The organism is Parolsenella sp. LCP21S3_E11 (genome assembly GCF_052118165.1).
In the GTDB taxonomy this organism is placed as follows: domain Bacteria; phylum Actinomycetota; class Coriobacteriia; order Coriobacteriales; family Atopobiaceae; genus Parolsenella.
Genome location: NZ_JBQKHS010000001.1, coordinates 449086 through 474459 on the forward strand (window position 1 = coordinate 449086; position 25374 = coordinate 474459).

The 25374-nt window shown below is 62.6% G+C and carries 24 protein-coding genes; 14 read left to right on the plus strand and 10 right to left on the minus strand.

Features of this window, described 5'->3' with window-relative positions; translation table 11 throughout:
* Positions 1-86: 86 nt before the first annotated feature.
* Positions 87-683, minus strand: coding sequence for a methylated-DNA--[protein]-cysteine S-methyltransferase (locus ACTQ1Z_RS01885; RefSeq protein ID WP_441858323.1), 597 nt, complete (start codon positions 681-683; stop codon positions 87-89).
* Between the two features lie 117 nt (positions 684-800).
* Positions 801-1097 (minus strand): hypothetical protein, encoded by a 297-nt coding sequence (locus ACTQ1Z_RS01890; RefSeq protein WP_320680389.1) that lies wholly within the window; start codon positions 1095-1097, stop codon positions 801-803.
* 130 nt (positions 1098-1227) lie between these two features.
* On the opposite strand from ACTQ1Z_RS01890, the gene rlmH reads away from it, so the two are divergent.
* From rlmH to ACTQ1Z_RS01925, 7 genes are all read left to right on the plus strand, one after another.
* Complete coding sequence (gene rlmH, locus ACTQ1Z_RS01895) at positions 1228-1698, plus strand: 23S rRNA (pseudouridine(1915)-N(3))-methyltransferase RlmH (protein WP_293844323.1); 471 nt, start codon at positions 1228-1230, stop codon at positions 1696-1698.
* A gap of 115 nt (positions 1699-1813) precedes the next feature.
* Positions 1814-2194 carry a GntR family transcriptional regulator gene (locus tag ACTQ1Z_RS01900; RefSeq protein ID WP_441858326.1) on the plus strand — a complete coding sequence of 127 codons (381 nt, stop codon included), beginning with the start codon at positions 1814-1816 and terminating at the stop codon, positions 2192-2194.
* Between the two features lie 12 nt (positions 2195-2206).
* Positions 2207-3088 carry an ABC transporter ATP-binding protein gene (locus tag ACTQ1Z_RS01905; RefSeq protein ID WP_441858328.1) on the plus strand — a complete coding sequence of 294 codons (882 nt, stop codon included), beginning with the start codon at positions 2207-2209 and terminating at the stop codon, positions 3086-3088.
* Positions 3085-3762 carry an ABC-2 transporter permease gene (locus tag ACTQ1Z_RS01910; RefSeq protein WP_441858330.1) on the plus strand — a complete coding sequence of 226 codons (678 nt, stop codon included), beginning with the start codon at positions 3085-3087 and terminating at the stop codon, positions 3760-3762. Before ACTQ1Z_RS01905 ends, ACTQ1Z_RS01910 begins: the two co-directional genes overlap by 4 nt.
* A 280-nt stretch (positions 3763-4042) precedes the next feature.
* Positions 4043-5482, plus strand: coding sequence for an APC family permease (locus ACTQ1Z_RS01915; RefSeq protein WP_441858332.1), 1440 nt, complete (start codon positions 4043-4045; stop codon positions 5480-5482).
* Between the two features lie 134 nt (positions 5483-5616).
* Positions 5617-6864, plus strand: a complete 1248-nt coding sequence (locus ACTQ1Z_RS01920; protein ID WP_293834966.1) for a metal-dependent hydrolase family protein — start codon at positions 5617-5619, stop codon at positions 6862-6864.
* Between the two features lie 226 nt (positions 6865-7090).
* Positions 7091-7936, plus strand: a complete 846-nt coding sequence (locus tag ACTQ1Z_RS01925) for a LysR family transcriptional regulator (RefSeq protein WP_441858334.1) — start codon at positions 7091-7093, stop codon at positions 7934-7936.
* A gap of 296 nt (positions 7937-8232) precedes the next feature.
* Here ACTQ1Z_RS01925 and pflB read toward each other — a convergent pair whose 3' ends face one another.
* From pflB to ACTQ1Z_RS01940, 3 genes are all read right to left on the minus strand, one after another.
* Entirely contained in the window at positions 8233-10503 is a 2271-nt protein-coding gene (pflB, locus tag ACTQ1Z_RS01930) for a formate C-acetyltransferase (RefSeq protein ID WP_441858336.1), read from the minus strand.
* A gap of 81 nt (positions 10504-10584) precedes the next feature.
* Positions 10585-11316: a pyruvate formate-lyase-activating protein gene (gene pflA / locus ACTQ1Z_RS01935; protein WP_441858338.1), complete on the minus strand. Its 732-nt coding sequence runs from the start codon at positions 11314-11316 to the stop codon at positions 10585-10587.
* A gap of 331 nt (positions 11317-11647) precedes the next feature.
* Positions 11648-12388 (minus strand): Crp/Fnr family transcriptional regulator, encoded by a 741-nt coding sequence (locus ACTQ1Z_RS01940; protein ID WP_441858340.1) that lies wholly within the window; start codon positions 12386-12388, stop codon positions 11648-11650.
* 269 nt (positions 12389-12657) lie between these two features.
* On the opposite strand from ACTQ1Z_RS01940, the gene ACTQ1Z_RS01945 reads away from it, so the two are divergent.
* Positions 12658-13242 carry an NUDIX hydrolase gene (locus ACTQ1Z_RS01945; RefSeq protein WP_441858342.1) on the plus strand — a complete coding sequence of 195 codons (585 nt, stop codon included), beginning with the start codon at positions 12658-12660 and terminating at the stop codon, positions 13240-13242.
* Between the two features lie 178 nt (positions 13243-13420).
* Here the strand turns inward: ACTQ1Z_RS01945 and ACTQ1Z_RS01950 are convergent, their stop codons facing one another.
* The 5 genes from ACTQ1Z_RS01950 to ACTQ1Z_RS01970 all read right to left on the minus strand — a co-directional run bounded on the left by ACTQ1Z_RS01950 (position 13421) and on the right by ACTQ1Z_RS01970 (position 17500).
* On the minus strand, positions 13421-14383 hold the full coding sequence (locus ACTQ1Z_RS01950; protein ID WP_441858344.1) for a 3-hydroxyacyl-CoA dehydrogenase: 963 nt from the start codon (positions 14381-14383) through the stop codon (positions 13421-13423).
* A 164-nt stretch (positions 14384-14547) separates the two neighbouring features.
* The gene (locus tag ACTQ1Z_RS01955) at positions 14548-14889 is read right to left on the minus strand and encodes an arsenate reductase family protein (RefSeq protein ID WP_330027492.1); all 342 of its coding nucleotides are present in this window, start codon (positions 14887-14889) and stop codon (positions 14548-14550) included.
* 163 nt (positions 14890-15052) lie between these two features.
* The gene (locus tag ACTQ1Z_RS01960) at positions 15053-15568 is read right to left on the minus strand and encodes a nitroreductase family protein (protein WP_441858346.1); all 516 of its coding nucleotides are present in this window, start codon (positions 15566-15568) and stop codon (positions 15053-15055) included.
* Between the two features lie 181 nt (positions 15569-15749).
* Entirely contained in the window at positions 15750-16505 is a 756-nt protein-coding gene (locus ACTQ1Z_RS01965) for a TatD family hydrolase (RefSeq protein ID WP_441858348.1), read from the minus strand.
* 5 nt (positions 16506-16510) lie between these two features.
* A complete protein-coding gene (locus ACTQ1Z_RS01970) occupies positions 16511-17500 on the minus strand; it encodes a tRNA threonylcarbamoyladenosine dehydratase (RefSeq protein WP_441858350.1) in 990 nt (329 codons plus the stop codon).
* A 117-nt stretch (positions 17501-17617) separates the two neighbouring features.
* Here ACTQ1Z_RS01970 and ACTQ1Z_RS01975 point away from each other — a divergent pair, with 117 nt between their 5' ends.
* From ACTQ1Z_RS01975 to ACTQ1Z_RS02000, 6 genes are all read left to right on the plus strand, one after another.
* Positions 17618-19090 (plus strand): DUF1846 domain-containing protein, encoded by a 1473-nt coding sequence (locus ACTQ1Z_RS01975; protein WP_441858352.1) that lies wholly within the window; start codon positions 17618-17620, stop codon positions 19088-19090.
* 424 nt (positions 19091-19514) lie between these two features.
* A complete protein-coding gene (locus ACTQ1Z_RS01980) occupies positions 19515-21164 on the plus strand; it encodes a CTP synthase (protein WP_293834990.1) in 1650 nt (549 codons plus the stop codon).
* A gap of 258 nt (positions 21165-21422) precedes the next feature.
* A complete protein-coding gene (locus tag ACTQ1Z_RS01985) occupies positions 21423-22322 on the plus strand; it encodes a site-specific tyrosine recombinase XerD (RefSeq protein WP_441858354.1) in 900 nt (299 codons plus the stop codon).
* Positions 22323-23160: 838 nt separating this feature from the next.
* Positions 23161-23607 (plus strand): division/cell wall cluster transcriptional repressor MraZ, encoded by a 447-nt coding sequence (locus ACTQ1Z_RS01990; RefSeq protein WP_293815170.1) that lies wholly within the window; start codon positions 23161-23163, stop codon positions 23605-23607.
* Positions 23582-24571 carry a 16S rRNA (cytosine(1402)-N(4))-methyltransferase RsmH gene (gene rsmH / locus ACTQ1Z_RS01995; RefSeq protein ID WP_320679757.1) on the plus strand — a complete coding sequence of 330 codons (990 nt, stop codon included), beginning with the start codon at positions 23582-23584 and terminating at the stop codon, positions 24569-24571. Before ACTQ1Z_RS01990 ends, rsmH begins: the two co-directional genes overlap by 26 nt.
* A 215-nt stretch (positions 24572-24786) precedes the next feature.
* The gene (locus ACTQ1Z_RS02000; RefSeq protein WP_320679758.1) at positions 24787-25374 is read left to right on the plus strand and encodes a hypothetical protein; all 588 of its coding nucleotides are present in this window, start codon (positions 24787-24789) and stop codon (positions 25372-25374) included.

The following is a 25374-nucleotide window of genomic DNA, read 5'->3' on the forward strand; positions in this document are numbered from 1 at the left end:
GGCTTTGTGGGGCTAAGACGTCAGTTCCTGTCGGTCGCGAATGGCTTTGCAAGCTGTATCTGATTTTGCGTGGCGCGTCACCACAGTCAGAGCATCTGGGCTGAATTCCTAGGAGTTTCAGTCGCAATCAGAACATCTGGACCGTTTTTGCTAGGAGTTTCAATCGCCTCAGGTCTCGGGCCGCGCGGCATCGCAATGCCCTCTAGCTCGAGCAGGGCAACTTTCGCCTCAAGGCCGCCACCAAATCCCGTAAGGCTGCTGTTCGCGCCGATGACGCGATGGCAAGGGATGATGATGCCGAGCGGGTTTGCGCCAACGGCGCCACCAACAGCCCTGGCGGACGTTCGCTTACCACGATTCTCGCCAACTCTCTCGGCGACCCAACCGTACGTGACCATTTCACCGTAGGGGATGGCTGCGAGGACCGCCCAGACGCTGAGCTGGAAGGCCGTGCCCTCGGGGTCGAGCGGTAACTCGGCGGGGTTTGGCCGCTCTCCTGCGAAGTACCTTGCCAGCCAATCTCGAGCCTGGCCGAAGATAGGCGCATGGCTACGTTGGCTGGTTTCCGGAGCTTTCGTTCCCCGCCTTACCGTCGTGAACAAGCACGAGCGCAACCTCTCGCCGTCCTTGCTTTCGAGCACGAGCGACCCTACGGGAGATTCACTAAACACCGAGGTGAACACGGGTGTCTCCTTCGTGTCTGCCTGCTTGCGCGAACGGATGGCATCTGGTTGAGAAGATTGTTTTCGCGTCCGAAGGTTTTGGCCACAACATCTTCGGGACCAGATATTGTCCGAGATCTACTTGCGCGTGGGCTTGTGGGTGAGATGCCAACCGCCGCAATAGGGGCAGCGATAGGTGTGGAGGTCGCGAGACCCATGGCGCTCGCAGTCGCGAATCGCGAGTTTGGCCTCGCTTTCGCTCAAATAGCGCTTCTTGCGTTCGCACGCCTTGTGGCGGAGCTGGGCTTCGCGCTGCTGTGCCGCCTGTTCGCGGCGGGCGCCCTCGCGTTCGAACGTGCTCGCGAGTTGATCGCCGAGGCTCGCTTCGAAGGCGCTGCGCTGCGCCTTGAGCGCCGATTTCTTGTGGCTTCCCATCTCCACCTCCTGTGGGACAATCTGTTGCCGACAAGGGCATTGTCCCACTTTGAGGATTCGCGCGTTCGCGTGCACTCGCCAGCCGGACTGTCCCTCAATATATATATGTAAGGGTATGTAAGGGAGTCTCATGCGCTATACGGTCGTCGCTGTCGGCAAGCTCAAGGAGCGCTTCTGGCGTGATGCCTGCGCCGAGTATACGAAGCGCCTGGGCGCCTATGGCAAGGTCGAGATTCGTGAGGTGGCGGATATCGACCCGGCTCGTGCGGGTGGGGTCGAGGCGAGTCGCTCGCGCGAGGGCGAGGAGATCCTCTCTGCGATCCCCGAGCGTAGCCACGTGATTCTCCTGGCGATTGATGGCAAGCAGCGTTCGAGCGAGGCCTTTTCGGAACACCTTGACGAGCTTGCCCTCCGGGGCAAGAGCGACCTCACGTTTGTGATCGGTGGCTCGGATGGCGTCTCGCCCGATGTTCGCTCCCGTGCTGACGAGACGTTCTCCTTTGGCCCCATCACCCTGCCGCACAACCTTGCGCGCGTGGTCCTGCTCGAGCAGGTCTATCGTGCCTGCAAGATTAGCCGCGGAGAGCCGTATCACAAGTAACATGCTTGTTTACCTGCGGCTTTAGGAAAATCCAAAGTCTAATACTTCACCCTTGCGTGACTGTGCATACTGTGTATATACTGTGCTTAACAGATATACACAGTAAGGACGGCGCATGGACATCATCCTTTCCAAATCGAGCGACAAGCCAATCTACGAGCAAATCTCCTCGCAGATAAAGTCGCAGGTTCTATCCGGGGCTCTCGCGGCGGGGGAGAGGTTGCCCTCCATTCGCGCCCTCGCGGACGGTTTGGGCGTGAGCGTCATCACCACCAAGCGTGCCTATGCGGATCTGGAGGCGGATGGCCTGATTGAAACGGTCCAGGGCAAGGGCTGCTTCGTTTCCGAGAAGAACTGCGAGCTCCTGCGCGAGGAACGACAGAAACACGTCGAGGCACTCCTCTCGCGGGCATGCGTCGAGGCGATGGACGTCGGGCTAACCCGACGGGAGCTACATGACTTGCTCGATCTCATGGCGCCGGAATCTCTCGGTTAGAAAGGTGCGACGATGACAAACCTGCTTGAAATGCGCGACATACGCCGTCGTGTGAATGGCTCCTTTGCCCTTGACGGCGTTAACCTGGCGGTGGGAGAGGGCGAGGTTGTGGGCCTCGTGGGGGCAAATGGTGCCGGTAAGACCACGACGATTCGCGCCGCCCTCGGTCTTCTGTCCCTTGATTCCGGTGAGCTCAGCCTGTTCGGCAACGCGTTTGGCGCCCATGCCTCGAGCGAGTGCCAGAGAGACGTGCGCTCTCGCGTGGGCGTGGTGCTTGACGGGTGCCCGTTCCCTAGAGACCACACCGTCCGGCAATCCGCGGCTTGCGTATCGGCCGCGTATGGATCCTGGGATCAAGCTCGCTTCGAGCGTCTGTGTGAGGAGTATGGCCTCGGCCTCAAGACCAAGGTGAAGGACCTCTCGCGTGGCATGGGGATGAAGCTGCAGCTCGCGGTGGCATTCTCGCACGAAGCTGAGCTGCTGGTTCTCGATGAGGCGACGGCTGGCCTTGACCCCATCGCTCGCGACGAAGTCCTTGATCAGTTCCGCGCGTTCGCAAGCGAGGAGGGTCACGGCGTGCTGCTCTCGAGCCACATCACGACGGACCTGGAACGCATTGCGGACCGCGTGGTGGCGATCGATGGGGGACGGATCCTCTTTGATGTCGCCCGAGAGGACATCACGGACACGGCCGGCGTGGCGCGATGCACCCAGGCGCAGCTTGGCGAGGTCCTATCCTGCGTTGTCGGCGCCCGAGTGATCCGACGCGAGTTTGCCTGCGACGTTCTCGTGCCCGATCGCTTCGAGTTCGCCGAGGCCTTTCCCGACATCCCCTGTGATCACGCAAGCATTGACGACTACCTGCACTTCTTCCTGAAGGGGGAGACCCGATGAAAAATGCCGTTTCCTGTGACCTGAGGACGCTCGCTCCCTTTATGCCCTCGATTATCGTGACTTTGGTCTTTGCCAGCGCGTTTATGATGATCGGCTCTGGTGGCGTGGGGGTTGCGGGAAGTGTCAGCGCGATGATGACGTCGCTGTGCGCATTTTCCCTTGCGGGCTATGAGGACCAGAACAGCTGGGGGAGGTTTCGAGCGACTTTGCCCCTCTCGCGGAGGGAGATTGTGGCGGGTCGGTATGCGACGGTGCTTGTCCTGGCTTTTGCGGGTGCGCTCTTGGGAACTGTGGTGAGCTTGGCACTCCAGTGCCTATTTGCGGTGTTGCCCCAGGCTAAATCGCCAGAGCTGGTAGCACCTGCCGAGGTCCTCGCCTCATCGCTCGCGTCGATGGCGTGTGGCCTAATCGTCTGCGCGATTGCGATTCCATTCCTCACGAAGTTTGGGGGAGCGCGTGGCGCAAGGGCTTTTGCGTGCGCGACGGTACTCGTCGCTTCGTTTGCCATTGCAGTTGGGCTGAACATGGTCACCAGCGAGGATGCCGCGGTAATGCTGGGCTGGATCGACCAGAACCCCGCAGTGTCCCTTGCCCTTTTGGGCATGATTTCGCTGCTCGCATACGGTGCGAGCTATGTCGTGTGCCTGGGCATATACGAGAAAAAAGACCTTTAGTCAGTAATGCTCATTTTTAGTGCGAAAGCCCGTTAAAAGCACGTTAACTTGTCCCCATGCATGCTTCTGCAAGACTAGTACGCCATCTACCTGCGATTATGCAGGCGTTGTGAGATTGCCATCGAATGCTTCGATGTTACCTTCATGAAACAAACACCATTCGCGGGCCGTTTGATACCGCTCAGATCGAGCGGACTCCCAGACTTCTTTTGTCCCTTCGTCTCCTTGACCAGAATAAAAGCCAGCAGGAGAAACTGCTAAAGACGAAGGGAGACAAGTTATGGCAGAACAGGAGGCCAGCGCCGGAGGGATGAAGAAGGAGCTAACGCTCTTCAACTTCTTCACCATCGGCTTTGGCGCAATCATCGGCACCGGATGGGTGCTTCTCGTGGGCGATTGGATGGTGCTCGGCGGCGGTCCTATCCCCGCAATGATCGCCTTCGCTCTCGGCTCCATCCTTCTCGTGCCCATCGGAATGGTCTTCGGCGAGCTTACCGCGGCTATTCCTATTTCCGGCGGCATCATCGAGTACGTCGAGCGTACGTACGGCCGCAAGATGGGCTTCATCACCGGCTGGATGCTTCTTCTCGGCAACGCGCCCCTCTGCCCTTGGGAGGCCATCGCCATCTCGAAGCTTCTGACCACCCGCTTCGCTAAGTTCGAGATTCTTTCGTGGCTCACGAGCGTTAAGCTCTACACGATTCTCGGCGCCGACGTGTACCTCTGGCCGACGGTCATTGCTCTTGGCTTCGCCGTGCTCGTCATCTTCATGAACCTCAAGGGCGCTGGCGCCGCTGCTAAGCTCTCCAGCTTCCTCACCAAGGCGCTTCTGACCGGCATGGTCCTCGCCATGGTCATCAGCTTCATGACCGGTTCCCCGAGCCACGCCATGCCCGTGTTCTCCCAGGTGTCTGACGCTGCGGGTGGTACCTCCACGTCCGCTACGAGCCTCATGAGCGGCATCGTTGCAGTTCTCGTCATGACCCCGTTCTTCTACGCGGGCTTCGACACCATTCCTCAGCAGGCTGAGGAGGCCTCTGAGAACATCGACTGGAAGAAGTTCGGCCTCATCCCGGCTCTCGCTCTTCTCGCCTCTGGTGCCTTCTACCTGATCTGCATCTACAGCTTCGGCACCATCATCGACTGGCACGAGTTCGTTATGGCTCCGGTCCCCGCCCTGGCTGTGCTCGAGCGCATCAACCTCTTCTTCTACATCGCGATGCTCATCATCGCCACGCTTGGACCTCTGGGCCCGATGAACTCCTTCTTCGGCGCTTCCACCCGCCTCATGCTGGCCCTCGGCCGCAAGGGCATGCTCCCCGCTGACTTCGCCGTCATCGACGAGGGCTCCGGTGTCCCCAAGAAGGCCGTCGCTGTCATGGGCGTCCTGACCCTCGTTGGTCCGTTCCTTGGCAACAACATGCTCGTCCCGCTGACGAACGTCGCTGCCCTCGGCTTCGTGTTCGCCTGCACCATGGCCGGCTTCGCCTGCATGAAGCTTCGCAAGACCGAGCCCGACCTTCCGCGTCCGTACAAGGTCAACGGTGGCATGTTCGGCATCTACTGTGCCATGGGCGCCGGCCTGCTGATCATCGGCCTCATGGTCGTCCCGTTCTCGCCGGCCGCTCTTAAGCCGATCGAGTGGGTTCTGACCCTCGGCTGGCTTGCTATCGGCTTCGTCATCCTTGCCGTCTTCGGCAAGCAGAAGGCTACGGCCTAGTTCCCCCCCCGCACTCAGTTCCCCCCGCACTCTCTAGTTCGACCTGTACCAAGTACTTAGGCTCCAAGCGCGTAAGAAACGCGTGAGTAATACAAGCAAGTAGTTTGGTTGGAATCTAGTATTGGAGGAAAGAAATGGGCAAGTTCGCATTTGTTGGTGGTAGGCTCGTCGACGGCACCGGCGCTGCTCCGGTTGACGACTCTCTCGTCCTCGTTGACGACGACAAGATCACCTACGCTGGCGCTCGCACTGAGGTGCCCGCTGGCTACGAGGTCGAGGACTGCACCGGCAAGACCGTCATGCCGGGCCTCATCGACACCCACCTGCACTTCTCCGGCAACCTCACCGACGACGACAACGACTGGGTCATCGAGTCCGTCGCCCAGAAGCAGGCTTGCGCCGTCAAGCAGTCCTACGACTGCCTCACCCACGGCCTGACCACCGTCTGCGAGATCGGCCGCAACGGTATCGCCATCCGTGACCTCGTCAACATGGGCGTCATGAAGGGTCCCCGCATCTACGCCACCGGCCTTGGCTTCTGCCGCACCGCTGGTCACGGCGACTCGCACCACCTGCCGCTGCAGGTCTCCAAGGACTCTCACCCCTGGGGCGACCAGGTCGACGGTCCGTGGGAGCTCCGTCACGCCGTCCGTCTGCGCCTTCGTGAGAACCCCGACGCCATCAAGATCTGGGCGACCGGTGGCGGCATCTGGCGCTGGGACTCCGGCTGCAAGCAGCTCATGAGCACCGAGGAGATCAAGGCCGTTGCTGACGAGTGCAAGATCACCGGCATTCCTCTGTGGTCTCACTCCTACAACTCCGTGAGCGCCGCTTACGACTCCGTCCGCTTCGGCGCCGAGCAGCTCATCCACGGCTTCGAGCTCGACGACAAGACCATGGAGCTCATGGCCGAGCAGGGCACCTTCTTCACCCCGACCATCGGCTTCCTGCCGACCTGGTACGCCACCTACCCGCCCGAGGAGACCGAGGCCAACGCTTGCTACCCCGGCGACACCGTCATCGAGCGTGAGCTCCAGCGCACCTACGCCAACCTCCGTCGCGCCAACGAGATGGGCGTCACGCTCACCATCGGCTCCGACTCCTTCTCCTTCGTCACCCCGTACGGCTACGTCACCATCGACGAGATGTATGACTTCGTCGACAAGGCCGGCGTCACCATTCTCGACACCATCAAGGCCGCTACCCTCAACGGCGCCAAGATGGTCCACCACGAGGATGAGTTCGGCTCCCTCGAGGCTGGTAAGCTCGCTGACCTCCTCGTCGTCAACGGCGACGTTGCCCGTGACATCCACGACCTCAAGCCTGAGAACATGGACGTCATCATGAAGGAGGGCGAGAAGGTCATCAAGGGCGGTCTGTAAGATTGCCATGGCTAATTAGATGCCCCCTGGACGGTGGGCGAGATACCCCCCAACCTTTGTTGTCGCCCGCCGTCCGCCCCCTCTTCTAATTAGCCACTTGTATGTCCCCCAGCTCCCCCTCGCGGAATTGTCCGCGAGGGGGAGTTTGTTTTTTGTTATAAAGCTGTAACATACGTAAACTTGAACTCGCATGAGTGGTCAAGCTGTTCCCGGGGGGAGGAACGCTGTGGAATCTAGCGTTCACAAAATTCGAGCGTTTGTTGAGGCTGCCAATCTAGGTAGCATCTCGCGTGCGGCAGAGAAGCTTGGGTCCGCGCAGTCCACGGTGAGTCGCTCTGTGGCGAGCCTTGAGGACGAGTGGGGAGTTCGCCTGTTCGAGCGCCATGGGCCCCTTCTTGCGCTTACCGACGATGGCGAGCGCCTTCTGGGAGATGCTCGCAATGCCTGCGAGGCATATGATCTTCTCGGCAGGCGCGTCTCTAATATGGGGTCGCTCGAAGACGGCAGCCTTGCCATTGCGGCCCCCTCGAGCGTCGTGTCTCTTCGTCTCCCCAAGCCGCTTGGTAGGTTCGTCGAGGAACATCCCGGCATTGAGATCAGCATTAACGAGTGCACCTACGGCGAGGCGGAACGCCTTCTTATTGCCGGCGAGGTCGATATGGCCTTCATTCCCAGCAAGCTAGAAGGGGAGGGCTTCATTTCCTCCGCATACGATAAGGATGAGATCGTGGCGGTGACGCCTCCGGGGTATTTCCCTCAGGTTCCCATCGAGATTCCCGTAGACGTGCTTCTCGGCGAACGCTTTATTGCTGACACGGAAACCGCCCCGCTTCTCCAGCGCGAGCTCAAGGGCCCGTGTATCAGCTGTGAGACGAGTAACATCTCCGCGATCCTCGCGATGGTCGAGGCTGGTCTAGGCGTTTCTCTGCTCCCGAGCCTTGCTCTCGAGCGTACCAACTACGACATCGAAGTGCGACACCTCTCGCATCCCGCGAGTCGCGTGCTCTATCTCGTGCGCCGCCGCACCACAGAGATGAGCCTCGCTGCTCAGGCCTTCTTGGACTATCTGTAGGCGCGCTACCGGGCTTCTCGTCTGGGCGCGGACGGATGGATGCTGACGATTGCTCGCTTCTCAACCAATCGAGCGGGCTCGGTGGGTCCTGCTCGCCGGACAAGCTGGCTGTTCTGAGTCGATGTTGGACTGGTGAGCTCTGATGATCGGGCGGCGTCGTTCCTACATATTGGTGATACCAAAAGAGGGAGCCCGTCTGAGACGGACTCCCTCTGCTTTGTGCGGGCGCCTAGGCGCCTAGGAGACTGACGAATGCGCCGTCAGCGGATTCGCTGGCGTTCTGCCGCAGCTTGCCTCTAGAGGCGCTCGTGGCAGGTACGGGCGATGACGTCGAGCTGCTGCTCGCGCGTGAGGTCGATGAACTTCACAGCGTAGCCGGAGACGCGGATGGTGAAGTTGGCGTACTCGGGCTTCTCGGGGTGCTCCATGGCGTCCTTGAGCTTCTCGACGCCAAAGACGTTGACGTTGAGGTGGTGGGCACCGTTGGCGAAGTAGCCGTCGAGAACGTTCACGAGGTTGGCGATGCGCTGGTCGTCATCGTTGCCAAGCGCGGACGGGTTGATCGTCTGCGTGTTGGAGATGCCGTCGAGGGCATACTCGTAGGGGAGCTTGGCGACGGAGTTGAGCGAGGCGAGCAGACCGTTCTGCTCGGCGCCGTAGGCCGGGTTGGCACCCGGGGCGAACGGGGTGAACGCCTTGCGGCCGTCGGGGGTGCCGCCGGTGGCCTTGCCGTAGACCACGTTGGAGGTGATCGTCAGGATCGAGGTCGTGGGCTCAGAGTTGCGGTAGGTGTGGTGCTTGGCGATCTTGGCCATGAAGGTCTTGAGCAGCCAGACCGCGATGTCGTCGGCGCGCTCGTCGTCGTTGCCGTACTTCGGGAAGTCGCCCTCGACCTCGTAGTCGACGACGATGCCCTGCTCGTCACGGATGGTCTTGACCTTGGCGAACTTGATGGCGCAGAGGGAGTCGACAACGTGGGAGAAGCCGGCGATGCCCGTGGCGAAGGTGCGACGGACGTTGGTGTCGATGAGGGCCATCTCCTCGGCCTCATAGAAGTACTTGTCGTGCATGTACTGGATGAGGTTGAGGATGTTGACGTAGAGGTCGGCCAGCCAGTCCATCATGAGGTCGAACTTGTGCATGACCTCGTCGTAGTCGAGGTACTCGCTCGTGATGGGCGAGTACTCCGGGCCAACCTGCATGTGATTGCCCTGCTTGTCCAGGAACTTCTCGTCCTTGCCGCCGTTGATGGCGTAGTTGAGGCACTTGGCGAGGTTGGCGCGGGCGCCGAAGAACTGCATCTCCTTGCCGGTCTCGGTGGCGGAAACGCAGCAACAGATGCTGTAGTCGTCGCCCCAGACCGGACGCATGACGTCGTCGTTCTCGTACTGAATGGAGGAGGTGGTGACGGAGATCTTGGCGGCGTACTTGCGGAAGTTCTCCTGCAGGCGCTTGCTGTAGAGAACCGTCAGGTTCGGCTCGGGGGCCGGGCCCATGTTCTCGAGGGTGTGGAGGAAGCGGTAGTCCGTCTTAGTGACGAGGCTACGGCCGTCCTGGCCGAGGCCGGCGACCTCGAGGGTGGCCCAGACCGGGTCACCGGAGAAGAGGGCCTGGTAGGACGGGATGCGGGCGAACTTGACGATGCGGAGCTTCAGGACGAGGTGGTCGATGAGCTCCTGGGCCTCGGACTCGGTGATGGTGCCGGCTTCGAGGTCACGCTGGATGAAGATGTCGAGGAACGTGGAGACGCGGCCCACGGACATGGCGGCGCCGTTCTGGGTCTTGATGGCACCGAGATAGCCGAAGTAGAGCCACTGGACGGCCTCGCGGGCGTTGGTGGCGGGCTTGGAGATATCGAAGCCGTAGATGGCGGCCATCTCCTTGAGGCCCTTGAGGGCGCGGATCTGCTCGGCGATCTCCTCGCGGTTGCGCACGACGTCGTCGGTCATGGTGCGGCCACCGCAGTTGGCGAGGTCGTACTGCTTGCCGGCAATGAGGCGGTCGATGCCGTAGAGGGCGACGCGACGGTAGTCGCCGACGATGCGGCCACGGCCGTAGGTGTCGGGGAGACCAGTGATGACGTGAGAGTGACGAGCGGCGCGCATCTCGGGGGTGTACGCATCGAAGACGCCCTGGTTGTGGGTCTTGCGATACTCGTTGAAGATCTGGTTGTACTTGTCGTTGACGTGGAAGCCGTAGTTCTCGGCAGCCTGCTGGGCCATCTTGATGCCGCCGTAGGGCATGAAGGCGCGCTTGAGGGGCTTGTCGGTCTGGAGGCCGACGATCTTCTCAAGCTCCTTGTGGTCGGCGTCGATGTAGCCGGGGCCGTAGGCGGTCAGGCCGGAGACGATCTCGGTCTCGCACTCGAGGACGCCGTTGTTGGCGCGCTCGGCGGCCTGGAGCTCCTGGACCTTGCCCCAGAGCTCGTCGGTGGCCTCGGTGGGACCGGCGAGGAACGACTCGTCGCCGTCATAGACGGTGTAGTTGTTCTGGATGAAGTCGCGGACGTTGATGTCGTCGACCCAGTGGCCTCCCTTGAAGCCCTTCCACTCTTCGCGAAGCTGCATGCTTCCTCCTTCTGCGCCGCCGCCCATCAGGCTCGGCGCTCGTTACGTTCTCCGACGCGCCCCCGCGCCGAAGAGGTTTACCTAGTTGAGCCCCCTGAGAATCTGCTCTGCGTGGACGACGTCCTCGTGGGAGGGCGGCTTCACGTCGGAGAGGGTGTAGGGGATGCCGAGCTCTTCCCACTTGAAGACGCCCAGCGTGTGATACGGGAGCACTTCGACACGCTTGACGGCATCACCGAGAGAGGCGATGAAGTCGCGAGTCTGGTGCAGGGAGGCCTCGCCGTCGGTGATGCCCGGCACGAGGACCTGGCGAATCCACATCGCCTTGCCCTGCTCGGAGAGCCAGGTGAGGCAGTCGAGGATATTGGCATTGTCGCGGCCGGTGAGCCAGCGGTGGCGCTCGGGATCAATGTGCTTGATGTCTGCCATCACGAGGTCGCAGGAATCGAAGACGCGACGAAGCGCCGAGAAGGCAGGCTCCTCGCGGGTGAACGGAGCGAGGGAGGTGTCGAGGCAGGTGTTGATGCCACGGGCGTGCGCGGCCTCGAAGAGCTCGGCCACGAATTCGGCCTGGGCGAAAGCCTCGCCGCCAGAGACGGTGATGCCGCCCTCGGGGCCCCAGTAGCTCCTGTAGCGCTCGGCGCGGTCAAGGAGCTCGTCGACGCCCATGAGGGTGCCACCCTCGGTACGCCAGGTATCCGGGTTGTGGCAGAAGCGGCAGCGCATGGGGCAGCCCTGAAGGAAGATGAGGAAGCGAACGCCGGGGCCGTCAGCCGAGCCGAAAGACTCCGTCGAGTGAACCCTGCCTTGCATGACGCCTCCTCGTTATTCTTGCCGTGGCAAGTTGCCAGGGCATGAGCGGACGGGCATTTGGCCCATCACCCAATCAACGAGAAGAATGTAATTCGCCGGATTGAGGTCTTCCTTGACTGAAATCAAGGAGCGAAGAAATGTAATGGCAACATTAGCGGCATGTCCGCGAACGGCGTATTATTTCGGGCGAATGGCGCGATTCCGGCGCCGGTTTGTGAGACAAAACACGAGCGTGGCGTTTATATCGGCGAACGGACGCCGGTTTATGGACGACTTGTGGAGGAAGATGCGGGACGATAGGGGCGTGTCCGGGTGCGGATGGCTCCCCGGGCTATTCTTCGCTGGCAACCGCTTCGAGGCCGTCGTGATCCGTGACGAGCAGACGGCCCCTGCCCACGCGCTCGACGAGGCCCTCGCGCACGAAGCGGGCGACGTTGCGTGAGACGGTCTCCGGGCGCAGGCTGATGGAGCTTGCGATGTCATCCAACTTGAGGTGAATCTCGGGACCGACGCAGCTCTGGTCGCGGACGAGCAGGTATTGGGCGAGGCGGCGGCGTGGGTCGCGGATGGAGAGCATCATGATGCGCTGCTCGGCGTCATCGAGCTCCGTGCAAACCATGCGGATAAGGCCGAGCGCCACGTCGGGGTGACGGGCGAGGAGGGACTCGAAATCCGCGCGATGGATGCGGCAGAGGCGGGCGGGCGTGAGGCACTCGACCGAGTAGTGATAGACGTGGTCTTCGAGGAACATGCCGTGCCAGAGCGCCTGGCCATCATGAAGGACGCTGAGCACGTACTCCTCGCCATCGGCGCCTGTCCGGAAGGTCTTGATGCGACCGGAGCGCACGACGATGATGCTCTCGATGGGATCGCCCTCGTGGACGATGATGGAGCCCTCCTCGTGAACGGAACGGCGCGAGCAGGAGAGGAGCTCGCGTTTGGCGTCTGCAGGGAGGTCTGCGAAAAGACGGATGTTGTCCATGCAGGAGCTGCCCGCGCGGCTGAAGGCGCAATCGTGGCCCTCGCCTGCACAGACGCGGTTGCTATTGGCGCTCGATACTTCGATCGTCATCGTGACACACTCCGTTACCAAACAGGCTGTCTCTTCCGAGTGTATCCAAAGTGTCGCCATGCCAATGGCATATGCTATGCGCTGCGCAACAAATACAGAATAAAGTCCTGCTTGCGGGGCATGCGGGGCCCTGATGCTGGGTGCTCGCGAAGGGGCCACGGGAATGACGAGATGCCACTTCGCGCACGCTTGGCGAATGCGGACGCGAGGGAGCTGCGGCGCTGCGATATCCTGGTGTTTACTCATCCTTTGCCCACGGGGAGGCTGTCATGGCGCTCATTGATGACGTTCGCGCGTTCGTACCGGAATTCGATCAGGAGGTTGCGGACAGGGCGTTCATGCTGGATCGCCTCGAGCACGACCCCGAGGTTGCCCTCCGCGGCTCGCTCGCGCATCTCACGGCGTCTGCTTGGACGGTCGACGCCACCGGCGAGCGGACGCTCCTGTGCTATCACAACATCTATAACTCCTGGAGCTGGGTGGGCGGCCATGCGGATGGTGACTTTGACCTCGCGGCGGTCGCGGCGCGCGAGCTCGAGGAGGAGACCGGGGTCGCGGGCGCTCGCCTTGTCAGCGAGGGTTTGGGCGAGGGCGCGATCCTGTCCGTCGAGGCCCTGCCCGTGGCGGGGCACGTCAAGCGCGGGAGCTACGTGAGCTCCCATGTGCACCTGAACGCGACCTACCTTTTCGTTGCCGACCCGTCCGAGCCGCTTCGCGAGAAGCCGGACGAGAACAGCGGCCTCAGGTGGGTTTCGATCGATGACGTCTGCAAGCTCTCGAACGAGCCTTGGATGTGTGAGCGTGTCTACGCGAAGCTCGTCGGGCGCACAAAGGCGCTGCTCGGGGCAAAGTGACGGGACCTAATGCGCGGAGCCTCCCGGCGAAATCGCCAGGAGGCTCCGTCGTTTGTGTGCACCGTGCGCTGCGGCAGAGCCGTGCGCTGCGACAGAGCCGGGGCTGCGGTGGGCCCTGGCTGCGTTGCCGCGCGCCGCGGGACCCGTTGCCGCTGCCGCCTCGGTTCCGGGGCGTGACCTACTCGTAGCTGTAGAAGCCCTCACCCGAGCTCATACCGAGCTTGCCCTCGTCAATCATGGACTTGAGGAGACGTGCCATCTCCTTGTAGTTATACGGCAGCATCATCTTCTTGAAGAGCGGGTTGAGCAGGCCCGGGACGCTCTGGAACTGAAGCACGATGTTGTAGGCGGTGTTGAGGCCCACGGTGTCGATGACGCGGAAGGGGCCCTTGGGGGCGCCGGTACCGTGCTCCCAGGCGATGTCGATGCTCTTCGGGTCAGACACGCCGCTCGCCCATAGGTCGAGGCCGGAAAGCAGCCACGGTACGAGCATGGAGTTCAGCAGGTAGCCGTTCTTCTCCTTGCGAACCGGCAGTGCGATCATACGAATCTGGTTGGCGAACTCGAGCATCTCGTCAAAGTGGGCCGGGTCGGTCGACGCCTGCCCCATGACCTCGGCGGTGTTGTTCCTCCAGATGGAGTTGGCGAAGTGAAGTGCCAGGTACCTGTCGGGCCTGCCGGTGTACTTTGCGAACTGGCTTGGCAGGAGGGTGGAGGAGTTCGTGGCGATGACGGTCTTGGCGGGCAGGAGCGGGGCGAGCTTCTCGTAAAACTCGACCTTCGCCTTGGCGTCCTCCGCCATCGACTCGATTACGAGGTCAGCGTCAGCAACGGCGGCCGCCATGTCAAGCTCGAGCTTGATGCCGTCGTGGGCAGCCTGGGCGCGCTCGAGGCAGGCCTCCTTGTCGAGGGGTTTGTCTGAGTCCGCGATGCCGGCGCACCAGGTGGCGGTGCCGGCTGCCATGCCCTCGATCTCGTCACGATAGGTATCCAGCAGCTTGTCGATCTTGGGCTGCGTGCGGCCGATGCTGCCCTCGCTTCGGAGCCAGATGGTGACGTCAAACCCGCAATAAGCCGCCTGGAACGCAATCTGGCTGCCGAGTACGCCGCCGCCCGCGACAACGACCTTCTTGAAGCTCATGATTCCCCCTAAATACGTACGTGTGCGCAGGCCTATTGAGGAGGTTGTATACCGCTCGTACCTGCGATTGCCGATAATATGTAAAGCATATTTGAAGCAGGCGACGTCATTGGCAACAGACTCGCGGGTGGTAGGGGATGGCTCGTGTGTGGTTGCTGGAGGTGCTACTCCCACGTACTCCAGACCTCGGGGGCGTAGCCCACGGTCGCGGCGCGGCCGTTGCGGACGATCGGTTCGCGGAGGAGCTGCTGGTTTTCGAGGAGCTTGTCAAAGCGCTGACTCTCGGCGAGGTTCTGGACGAGGGCGAGTGTGTCCTCGTCCTTAGCCTTGGGGTCGAGCACGGCATCGATGCCGCCGGTTGCCTGGCAGACGCTTCTGAGCTCGCCTTTGCTCATCTCCTTCTCCTTGAGGTCGATGAACTGGAACTTGATGCGGCGCTCCTTGAACCAGCGTTGGGCCTTCTTCGTGTCGAAGCTCTTCTTGGTGCCGAATATCTGGATGTTCATGCGTACCTCGGGGTGATCGGGGAGGGGCGACGTTTTCGGGCGCGGGTTTGGCGCCGCCGAGCGTGCGGGCAGGCAGCGCCGGGCGGGCGGTGCCGGCAGGCGGGCGTTGCCGGCGGGCTGGGGAAGCGCCGCTGAGCGGGTTGGGCAGGTGCCGCCGAGCGGGCTAGATGCGGCTGACGAGTTCGGAGGCGTCCTTGCGCGTGGGGTGGAGCGGGCCGGGCTCTGCGTCATCGGCGGGGTAACCGATGGGGAAGAGGGCGACCATGTCATAGTCGGCGGTCTCCGGGAAGGCCTCGGCGAAGGCGTTCGTGTCGAAGGCGCCCACCCACGTGGTGCCGAGGCCCAGGTCCTGTGCCGCGAGCATGATGTGCGTGGCGACGATGGCGGCGTCGACGTCGGCGAACGTGCGGCCGTCAGACTTGCGGACCCAGCCGTCCTCCGCCTTGGCGCCGATGGCGATGACCGTGCGCGCGCCGAACACGAAGCGCGTGCAGCCGCCGAGGCGCTCGATGGCCTCTGGGCTCTCGATGACCCAGGCGTGCCAGGGTTGCTTGTTGCATGCGGTGGGAGCGCAGATGGCGGCCTCTAGCAGGGCGTTGATCTTCTCGGCCTCGACCGGGGCATCAGAGAGCTTGCGACAGGAGTAGCGCTCGTGGGCGAGCGCGAGGAAGTCATGCATGGCGGGTCCCTTCTTTGGCGTGCGGCGTCGCTCGGGCGCCTATTCGTTCTTGGCTCGATGCTACCCAATCTTGGGCGCTTGCGTTTGGCGCGCCCTCGAGGCTGCGGCGCGTACCCGTGGTGCGTGCCGCGCGGCTCGTCTCCGCTCGACGGGCGGTGCAGGGCTCAGCGAGTGGTGCGGGCTACGGCGCGAGCAGCTCGCGGCTGGTGCGGGCGATGGCGTCGCGAACGTCCTCGCCCCGCAGCTCGCAGAGGGTGTCGAGTGTGGCGCGCAGCCGCCGCGCGTGCTCGGCTGACGAGACGGCGAGGGGATGTCCCGGCTCGGCGGGGAGGTCGGTCTCGAGGAGTAGCTGGTCTGTTGGGATCTGGCGCGCGTAGGCACGGCCACGGCGCGTTGCGAGCATGAACTCGTTGACGGAGAAGAGGCAGCCCATCTGGCGCGCACGTACCAGCTCGTCGCCAGAGCCCGAGAACCAATGCAGAATCGGCGTGCTCGTCTCGTGCGTCTTGTGCCGCTCGAGTGCGTCGAGCAAGGCGGTCGCAGATGCGACGGCGTGAAGCGAGAGCACGTGGCGGGAGCCGGCGCAGGCATCGAGCAGGATGTCGAGCGCTTCGACCTGCGTTTGCGCGCAAGCGTCCCTTCCGTGGGAGAAGTCGAGACCTATCTCGGCGACGTGGGTGCACTCGGCGGCGATTTCGGCGGCTTGCCGTACGTCCGCCTCGGTGCAGCGGCCGTCCGCGAGCCACCAGGGGTGGAGGCCCACGCCTAGGCGGAACGCGTCTGTTACCTGGTGTTTATTTGAAAGCGTGACGTACTCGTCGGGTGTCACGGTGGCGCAAACGCCGCTTACGCCCAGGCGTGACAGCTCTGTGGCCGCTTCGCCGGGGTTCTCATAAAAGCCGAGGTGGCAGTGCATGTCGAAGATATCGGCCGCCATCGCGCCTACTCCGTCTCAGAGGCAATGCCGCCGCCTATCGTGGCAGCTGCGGCAGTCGCGGGTTCGGGCTTGCTTTCGTGGGCGATGTCGCCGGCTATCGTGGCGGCAGCGTCAGTCGCGGGTTCGGGCTTGGTTTCGCGGGCGATGTCGCCGGCGCCACTCTCCTTGTCCCAGCGCCACGGCTCGTAGCCGATTAGCGCCCGGACGACGCGACCCGCCACCATCTGCCCCATGATTGGGGGCATGTAGCTTGCCGTTCCCAGGTTGGAGAGGCCGCCATGCGAGGAGCCGGCCACGGTGCTCGGACGCACCGGGCCTTCGGAGGAGTAGAGGACCTCGAGGTGGGGGATGCCTCGCCTACCACACTCCTTGCGAATCGTGCGGGACATGCGGCAGCCGTGGGTCTTCCTGATGTCGCAGATCTCGAGCAACTCGGGGTTGAGCCTGTTCGCGGCACCCATGCTGCTAATCAGCGGAATGTTGGCGTCCCAGCACAGCTTCGCGAGCACGAGCTTTTGCGTCATCGTGTCGATGGCGTCAACCACATAGTCGATGCGTCCACGACCAACCACGCGGCCTTCCTCGTCCACCTCGGCGCCTGCCCAGGCGAGCACCTCCGACACGTTGTCCCTGTCGATGAAGGTCTTGAGCGTCTCCACGTGGCACTGGGGGTTGATCTGGGCCACCATCTCGCGCATGACGGTCGTTTTGTCTCGGCCGATCGTGCCCTCGAAGGCGAGGGCCTGTCGGTTGAGGTTGCTGCGGTCGACGGTGTCGCGGTCCACGAGGTAAAGCTCGCCCACAGTTGAGCGCGCGAGTGCTTCCACGCAGCTAGAGCCCACTCCGCCGAGCCCGAATACGAGCACGCGCGAGCCGGCGAGGGCGTCGAGCCCGGTTTGGGTGTAGATGGGGCGAAGCCTCGTCGTGATGTCGGCGTCCGCGCTGTTTTTGGTGGTGGCGTGTCCCGTCATCTGCTCATTGTGGGTCTCGCTCACGTGGGGCCTCCAGTCGGTTAAAGTCATAGTCTTGGGACATGATGCCACGGTAGCATGTGGACGAGCGGGACGTCCGCCTCGCCCGCGCTCGGGTGGTGGTTGCGAGAAGGGATGCGCATGCGTCAGGGCTTTGATAACGACAAGTACATCGAACTACAGGCTTCGCGTATTCGCGAGCGCATCAACCAGTTTGGCGGCAAGCTCTACCTTGAGTTTGGCGGCAAGCTGTTCGACGACTACCACGCGAGCCGCGTGCTTCCCGGCTTCGAGCCCGATTCCAAGTTCCGCATGCTCAAGAGCCTCTCGTCCGAGGCCGAGGTCATCATCGCGATCAACGCCAATCACATCGAGAAGAACAAGGCGAGGGGAGACCTCGGCATCACCTATGACGAGGACGCGCTGCGCCTCGTTGATCTGTTCCGCGGCCAGGGCTTTTCCGTCGCGGGCGTGGTCATCACGCAGTATGCCGGCCAGCCTGCCGCCGATGCCTTCCGTCGTCGTCTCGATTCCCTCGGCATCACCTGCAAGCTGCACTATCCCATCGACGGCTATCCCCACAACGTCGACCTCATCGTCTCTGACGAGGGCTATGGCAGGAACGAGTTCGTCGAGACCTCGCGCCCGCTCGTCGTGGTGACGGCGCCCGGCCCGGGCTCCGGCAAGCTCGCGACCTGCCTCTCGCAGATCTATCACGAGCACAAGCGCGGCATCGAAGCCGGCTACGCGAAGTTCGAGACGTTCCCCGTGTGGAACCTGCCGCTCACGCACCCCGTGAACATCGCCTACGAGGCTGCCACGGCTGACCTTGATGACGCCAACATCATCGACCCCTTCCATCTCGAGGCCTACGGCGAGATGACGGTCAACTACAACCGCGACGTCGACGCCTTCCCCGTGGTCCGTGCCCTGATGGAGAGGATCCTGGGCGAGAGCCCCTACCAGAGCCCGACGGACATGGGTGTCAACATGGTGGGCTCTGCCATCACTGACGATGACGCCTGCCGCGACGCGAGCCGCATGGAGATCGTGCGCCGCTATTTCCAGGCCGCCGTTCAGCTCAAGCGCACCGGTGCCGGCGCTGACCAGGTCGAGCGACTCGAGCGCATCATGAAGAAGGCGGTCGTCGACAAGAACTACTCGCCGGCACGCTCTGCCGCCCTCACGCGTGAGCGTGTCACGGGTGGCCCTGCCGGTGCGATGGTCATGCCGGACGCCTCGGTCATCACGGGCAAGACTTCCACGCGCCTGGGTTGCGCGAGCTCTCTGCTTATGAACGCCCTCAAGGCGATCGCCGGCGTCGATCTCGAACTCGAGGTCATCTCCGATTCCGCGATTGAGCCCATCAGCCGTCTCAAGACGCACTACCTCGGCTCGAAGAACCCGCGCCTGCACCCGGACGAAACGCTGATGGCCCTTTCCATCACGTCTGCGACGAGCGAGGTTGCCGAGAAGGTTCTCAGCGCGCTCGACGAGCTGCGTGGCTGCGACGCCTTCTTCTCCGTCATCATCTCGACGGAGGACGAGCAGTTCCTCCGTCGTCTGGGCCTTAATGTCTGCTGCGAGCCCAAGTACGAGCGCTCCGGCATCTAGCGGGGCGGGGCGCGGCGTCTCGCGATCGCGGTGTCGGCGGGCGCTGGCGTCTGGCGGCCGGGCGCGGCGCTCTGACTTCTGGCGATCATCGGTGCCGGCGGGAGCTGGCAGCGCGTTAGGTTGCCGGCGGCGTCTCGCCAGGCGACTGCCTCGCTTTTTGAATGCCGTGTGATTCGGGCGGCGTCGGTTATCGTGCCGGCGCCGCCTTTTACGTTGCGCGTGCCGTGCGGCGTGTGCTGGCACCGTGCGTTCTGACCCCCGTTAAAAGGTGCCGATAGTTGCATGGGGGGTGCGCTTGTAATTCATGGCGACATGTTGCACCTCTATTAACGTGAAGTTCGTCGATATTTAGGTATATTTCCGGTGCTAGGATGAAAGCCCGTAGATACGTGTTTGTCGGCACTTTTTACGGGAGGATCATCGAATGACAAAGCACATCTTTGTGACCGGAGGCGTTGTCTCTTCGCTGGGCAAGGGCATTACTGCCGCCTCGCTCGGTCGCCTGCTTAAGGCTCGTGGCTATAAGGTCATGATGCAGAAGGCAGATCCCTACCTCAACGTCGATCCGGGCACGATGAGCCCCTTCCAGCACGGCGAGGTCTTTGTCACCGAGGACGGCTACGAGTCTGACCTCGACCTCGGCCACTATGAGCGTTTCATCGATGAGAACCTAACGCGCAACTCCAACTTCACTACCGGTGCCATTTACCAGAGCCTCATCGCCCGCGAGAGGCGCGGCGACTTCCTCGGCGGTACCGTCCAGGTCATCCCGCACGTGACCAATGCCATCAAGGAGCGCTTCCGTCGCGTCGAGGAGCAGAGTGGCGCTGATGTTGTGATTACCGAGCTCGGTGGCACCATCGGCGACATCGAGGGCCAGGCGTTCGTCGAGGCCATCCGCCAGTTCCGCAAGGAGAAGGGCGCTGCTGACTGCTGCCTCATCCATGTGAGCCTCGTGCCTTACATCGCCGCCGCTCACGAGGTTAAGACGAAGCCGACGCAGCACTCTGTCCGTGAGCTTCGCTCCATGGGCATCCAGCCTGACTTCATCATGTGCCGCTCCGACCACGAGGTCGACGAGTCCATCCGTGCCAAGATTGCGAGCTTCTGCGACGTCGAGGCGGATTGCGTCTTCGAGAACTCCGATTGCCCCTCCATCTACGACGTACCGAAGCACCTCGCGGATCAGGGCTTTGACGTGAAGGTCTGCGAGAGGCTCGGCCTCGATCCCAGGACGTGCGACATGAGCGAGTGGTACGGCTTCACGACGCGTATGCACGAGGCGAACGCGAAGGCCGACACGACGCGTATCGCCGTGGTGGGCAAGTACACGCAGCTGCCCGATGCCTACCTCTCCGTCATTGAGGCGCTTCACCACTCCGGCGTTTACTATGGCCGCCACGTCAAGATCGACCTCATTGATGGCGAGAACCTCGGCGAGGATGATGTCGAGGAGGTCCTCGGCGACGCCGACGGCATCCTGGTGCCGGGCGGCTTTGGCATCCGTGGCCTCGAGGGCAAGATCCTGGCGGCGCATCGCGCTCGCACCAAGAAGGTCCCGTTCCTCGGTATTTGCCTGGGTATGCAGGTGGCTGTCTGCGAGTACGCGCGCAACGTCGCCGGTATGCCGGGCGCTAGCTCGACCGAGTTCCTCCCCGACTGCGAGTATCCCGTGATTGACATTATGCCTGACCAGCAGGATGTCACGTCCAAGGGTGGCACCATGCGTCTGGGCGCCTATCCGTGTAAGGTTGCCGAGGGCTCGCTTGCCCGAGAGGCGTATGGCGAGGAGCTCATCTACGAGCGTCACCGTCACCGCTTCGAGGTCAACAACTCGTACCGCGACAAGCTCCGTGAGGCCGGCCTCACCTTCTCCGGCGTCTCTCCGGACGACCGTCTCGTCGAGATGGTCGAGCTTCCCGAGGACGTGCACCCGTGGTTCGTGGCCGCCCAGTTCCACCCGGAGTTCAAGAGCCGTCCGACTCGTCCTCAGCCGCTGTTCCGCGAGTTTGTTCGCGCGGCAATCGCCAAACATGAGGGCGTCGACCGTCACGAGGTCAACGCGGGGGAGTAGGGAAACGCCTGGTGGTGTCTAGTTTCTTGACGCCCGTGGCCCCTGCGCGCTGGCGAAGGGCGGGTCGCCGTCCGGCGGCGTCAGTCCTCTGTCTACACCGTCGCGATGTGCCCGTCGTCTGGCGATTTGACGCGCTGGGCTGGTAAGCTGACATAACACCTCGTTTACTTGTTACCATCTTGGCCGCCTCACGTTTTCTGCGTGGGGCGGCCGTTGTTCTTTCGGGCGTGTCCGATTTGGTTTGAAGGGTGAGCGACGTTGGATCTGTCTCGAGCTCTCAGGGAGTACCTCAACTACGTCTCGGTCGAGCGCGGCTGCTCACGCAACACCGTCTTGGCCTATGGCCGAGACCTGCGCAACTACATCGCCGGTCTCAAGCGCGCAGGCGTTACCCTGCCTGACCAGATCACCCGCGAATGCATCGAGGCCCACATTCAGCACCTGCGCGAGAGCGGCCTTGCCATCTCGAGCGTCGAGCGTGCGGTGTCAGCCATCAAGGGCTTTCACCGTTTCATGGTGTCCGAGCGTATAACCGCGGCTCATCCCGCTGCTGACCTGCCGCTTCCCAAGAAGCCTGACCGCCTGCCTGACGTTATCAGTCGCGAGCAGGCGGCCGCCCTTCTCGACCAGCCCTTCCCGGAGACCCCGGCGGGGCAGCGCGACCATGCGATCGTCGAGGTCCTCTACGGCTGCGGCTTGCGTGTCTCTGAGCTTTGCGGCCTTGACCTGCGCCGCGTCCTTCTCGACGAGCAGGTTCTGCGCGTTGTGGGCAAGGGCGACAAGGAGCGTATCGTGCCCATCGTGGGTACGGCCGCGGAGGTTCTTGGCGACTATCTTGAGAACTGGCGCCCACAGCTCGTGAACCCCCGCGTGTCGACGCCTGCCGTGTTCCTCAACAACCGAGGTCGTCGACTCTCGCGCCAGAGCGTGCACTCGCTTGTGGCGAGGGCCGGAGGCGTTGTGGGCATCGAGGGGCTGCATCCGCATACGCTTCGTCACAGCTTTGCCACCCACATGCTCGAGGGAGGGGCGGATCTGCGTATCGTCCAGGAACTCCTCGGCCATGCCGACATCTCGACCACTCAGCTTTACACGCACCTTGACCGCAGCCACATCCGCGAGGTCTATCTGGGAGCCCACCCCCGAGCCAACGCGTAGGGGCGGGGCGGTTTTCATCCGTCTGGCGGTAACCGTTGGGCGGCAGGGCCGCATGTCTACTCGGCGAATCGAGAATCAGGTCCATACTTTTCGGCCGAGTTGGCCTAGCGGCGCACAAAAAGGTCGCTAAGTAGGGGCCTAATCCTTGGTTGGTCGAGTAGACGCCTTATTCTCGTGACAAAACCCCAGTTGGCGAGGAGGCGTTTCGCTTGTCTACTCGTCGGTTTCCGGAATAGCCCCCTACTTGGCGCATCTTTTGACGGCCGGAGGCGCGGAAGGGAAGCCGGGGGCGCGGAAGGTGGCCGGGAGAGTCGCGGAAGGGCTGCCGGGGCGCGGAAGGGCTGCCGGAGGAGGGACGTGAAGGGGCACTTGGCGTATGAAAGTGTCTCTTCTCCGTTGTGGTCTCGAAGTCTCCAAACCGCAGCGTCCTTGTGCTCGAGTTTGAGCCAATAGCATGCATTTTGATGTCCGTACGATACCTTCTGCCGGTGTACGGATGCCACTCGTCCGGTCATCACTTGACCGACACTGTGAAAGACACCTCGTTTACCTGCACCTTCACAGCTTCGTCAAACGTTTGCTCTGCGCGTTTGCGCCCGCCTAGCGATTGCAAATCCGTGCGCCCCAAGTTCCTGTATGCAAACGGACGTTCGCCACTATCCGTGGTGATGAGGTTCCTCGAGCGAATGCCGATAAGTCATTCGTAGTGCCGTTTAGGGGGAAATAGTCAGATTTAGGCTTGCCCAGGCGTGCTCAGGCGGTAATATTCTGGCTAGCGCAAACGCACGCGGATGACTCAGACCGGGACGCCGGTCGCGAAGCCGGAGGGGAGCTGAATATGTACCTGACTGGGTCGAAGACCGTTTCTGTCGACGCCCAGGGGCGCATTACGCTTCCAGCCGAGTATCGCGATGAGTTCAAGGAAGAGTCTGGCAACAAGGTCTGCCTCATCCTCGTGAAGGACGCGCTGTGGGGCTTCACCCCGGAGGGCCACAGGGAATGGGTGATGAGTCACTTCAAGGAGGGCTTCAACGCTAACTCCAAGAAGGACAATCTCCGTCGCCTGAGGCTCAACTCCAGCACCGTCACGGTGGAGATCGACAAGAGCGGGCGTCTTCCGCTCAACAAGGTCCCCGCTGCCGTGCAGGAGAAGCTTGGACTTGGCAAGGACGCTGTCGTCGTCGGCGACGCGGATCACTTCGCCGTGTACAACACGGAGAAGTGGGCCGAGCAGCTCGCCGCTCTGATGGAGGATGACGATGACATGTTCTTCGACGAGGACTAGCGAGGTGGAGAAGTTGACAGCAGAATATCGGCATGTACCCGTGATGCTGGATGAGGTCCTGCGAGAGCTGGACCCTAAGCCGGGAGACATCGTCTGCGACTGCACGCTTGGCGGTGCCGGCCACACGGTCGAGCTCGCTCGTCGTGTCGCCCCCAACGGCCTGTCCCTAGGCATCGACCAGGATGACATGGCGCTTGCCGCCGCTTCCGCGCGTTTCGAGCGCGAGGTCCCGGAGGGCCAGCACCAGTTCCTCAAGGGCAACTTCGGCGATCTCGACGATCTTCTCGTCAAGGCCCAAGTCCCTGGAGTCGACTGCTTCCTGTTCGATCTTGGCGTTTCGTCTCCACAGCTCGACTTACCCGAGAGGGGCTTTTCCTACAACGAGGATGCGCCCCTCGATATGCGGATGGATCCGGGAAAACACACCCAAACCGCAGCTGAGGTCATAAACACCTACACCGAAGCCGACCTCGCCCGGATTCTTTCCGTTTACGGAGACGAGCGTTTCGCCTCCCGTATTGCCCGCGAGGTGTGTCGTCGCAGGGAGAAGGCTCCCATCGAGACCACCTTCGAGCTGGTCGACGCCATCAAGGCCGCCATCCCGGCAGCCGCGCGTCGCCACGGCGGACATCCCGCCCGCAAGTCTTTCCAGGCTCTCAGGCTCGAGGTGAACCACGAGCTTGAAGTCCTCGAGCGAGGCCTTGAGGCGGCGATTCGCTGGGCAAACCCCGGTGGCCGCATCTGCGTCATCAGCTATCACTCCCTGGAGGATCGCATCGTCAAGCACCTGTTTGGCGTCTACTCCCAGGGTTGCACCTGCCCGCCGGATTTCCCGGTGTGCGTGTGCGGACACGTGCCGATCATTCGCGTCAAGACTCGCAAGCCACTCGTGGCAAGCGAGGAGGAGCTCGAGCGCAATCCCCGCGCCCGCAGCGCCAAGACGCGCGTCGCGGTGAAGCTCTAGGGCTCTGCCGATACGCGCCGAGAAGGCAACGCCGGCCGCGAGGCCGTCTTGCATAGTACGACGCACAAATGACGCACCACCGAAGCACGAACACACTACAACGCACTTAAACGCAGCCTAATCGCACTACCAACGAAGAACAGGGTGCCAAGCCGCCCCGCGAAAGCGGGGCGGGCGCACCTGTCACCACTCTCACAGCACAAGGATGATTCGCAATGACGTACATGGGTACCGAGGCATATGACCTCGACGCCTCGAGGGGGGCGTTCGCTCCGCAGGGGGCTCGCTCTTTCGAGACGATCGAAGGCGCCGGCCTCGATGCCCGCGAGCGCGCCGGCGTCTCAAGGCAGGTTCTCTCCACCCTCAAGGTCCTCGCGGCTATCGCGGCGGTCTTCATGGTGCTCTCTGCCGCGCGCGTCGGCGTCTTCACGTACGCTGCGACCATCCTCTCCCAGAATTCCACGATGAGAAGCGAGCTCAAGGAGGCCCGTTCCCTCCAGGATGACCTCCGAGTCCAGCGCTCCGTCCTCTCGAGCGCCTCGCGCATCGACCGTATCGCCACCCAGAGTTACGGCATGGTCCTCGCGGGCGACCCCGTCAAGCTCGCCGCTGGCGATGCCGAGGCGGCCGCCGCTGCCGAGGCCGAGGCCGAGAACTCTGCCAGCGCAGATGCCCAGGAGACCAGCGCCAGCACCGCCGCCTCTCCTGAGGAGGTCGCCTCCCAGCTCGGCCAGGCCAACATCACCCAGGGCGACGGTTCCACGGCCGGCGCGAATGCAGTCGATGTGGACTCCATCGCATAA

Coding starts and splice junctions, on each gene's coding strand:
- rsmH (WP_320679757.1), top strand. CDS start 23,582: ATGACATGTTCTTCGACGAGGACTAGCGAGGTGGAGAAGTTGACAGCA.
- ACTQ1Z_RS01915 (WP_441858332.1), top strand. CDS start 4,043: ATGGCAGAACAGGAGGCCAGCGCCGGAGGGATGAAGAAGGAGCTAACG.
- ACTQ1Z_RS01975 (WP_441858352.1), top strand. CDS start 17,618: ATGCGTCAGGGCTTTGATAACGACAAGTACATCGAACTACAGGCTTCG.
- pflA (WP_441858338.1), bottom strand. CDS start 11,316: ATGCAAGGCAGGGTTCACTCGACGGAGTCTTTCGGCTCGGCTGACGGC.
- ACTQ1Z_RS01990 (WP_293815170.1), top strand. CDS start 23,161: ATGTACCTGACTGGGTCGAAGACCGTTTCTGTCGACGCCCAGGGGCGC.
- ACTQ1Z_RS01890 (WP_320680389.1), bottom strand. CDS start 1,097: ATGGGAAGCCACAAGAAATCGGCGCTCAAGGCGCAGCGCAGCGCCTTC.
- ACTQ1Z_RS02000 (WP_320679758.1), top strand. CDS start 24,787: ATGACGTACATGGGTACCGAGGCATATGACCTCGACGCCTCGAGGGGG.
- ACTQ1Z_RS01945 (WP_441858342.1), top strand. CDS start 12,658: ATGGCGCTCATTGATGACGTTCGCGCGTTCGTACCGGAATTCGATCAG.
- ACTQ1Z_RS01920 (WP_293834966.1), top strand. CDS start 5,617: ATGGGCAAGTTCGCATTTGTTGGTGGTAGGCTCGTCGACGGCACCGGC.
- ACTQ1Z_RS01910 (WP_441858330.1), top strand. CDS start 3,085: ATGAAAAATGCCGTTTCCTGTGACCTGAGGACGCTCGCTCCCTTTATG.
- ACTQ1Z_RS01960 (WP_441858346.1), bottom strand. CDS start 15,568: ATGCATGACTTCCTCGCGCTCGCCCACGAGCGCTACTCCTGTCGCAAG.
- ACTQ1Z_RS01965 (WP_441858348.1), bottom strand. CDS start 16,505: ATGGCGGCCGATATCTTCGACATGCACTGCCACCTCGGCTTTTATGAG.
- ACTQ1Z_RS01940 (WP_441858340.1), bottom strand. CDS start 12,388: ATGACGATCGAAGTATCGAGCGCCAATAGCAACCGCGTCTGTGCAGGC.
- ACTQ1Z_RS01900 (WP_441858326.1), top strand. CDS start 1,814: ATGGACATCATCCTTTCCAAATCGAGCGACAAGCCAATCTACGAGCAA.
- pflB (WP_441858336.1), bottom strand. CDS start 10,503: ATGCAGCTTCGCGAAGAGTGGAAGGGCTTCAAGGGAGGCCACTGGGTC.
- rlmH (WP_293844323.1), top strand. CDS start 1,228: ATGCGCTATACGGTCGTCGCTGTCGGCAAGCTCAAGGAGCGCTTCTGG.
- ACTQ1Z_RS01980 (WP_293834990.1), top strand. CDS start 19,515: ATGACAAAGCACATCTTTGTGACCGGAGGCGTTGTCTCTTCGCTGGGC.
- ACTQ1Z_RS01950 (WP_441858344.1), bottom strand. CDS start 14,383: ATGAGCTTCAAGAAGGTCGTTGTCGCGGGCGGCGGCGTACTCGGCAGC.
- ACTQ1Z_RS01955 (WP_330027492.1), bottom strand. CDS start 14,889: ATGAACATCCAGATATTCGGCACCAAGAAGAGCTTCGACACGAAGAAG.
- ACTQ1Z_RS01905 (WP_441858328.1), top strand. CDS start 2,207: ATGACAAACCTGCTTGAAATGCGCGACATACGCCGTCGTGTGAATGGC.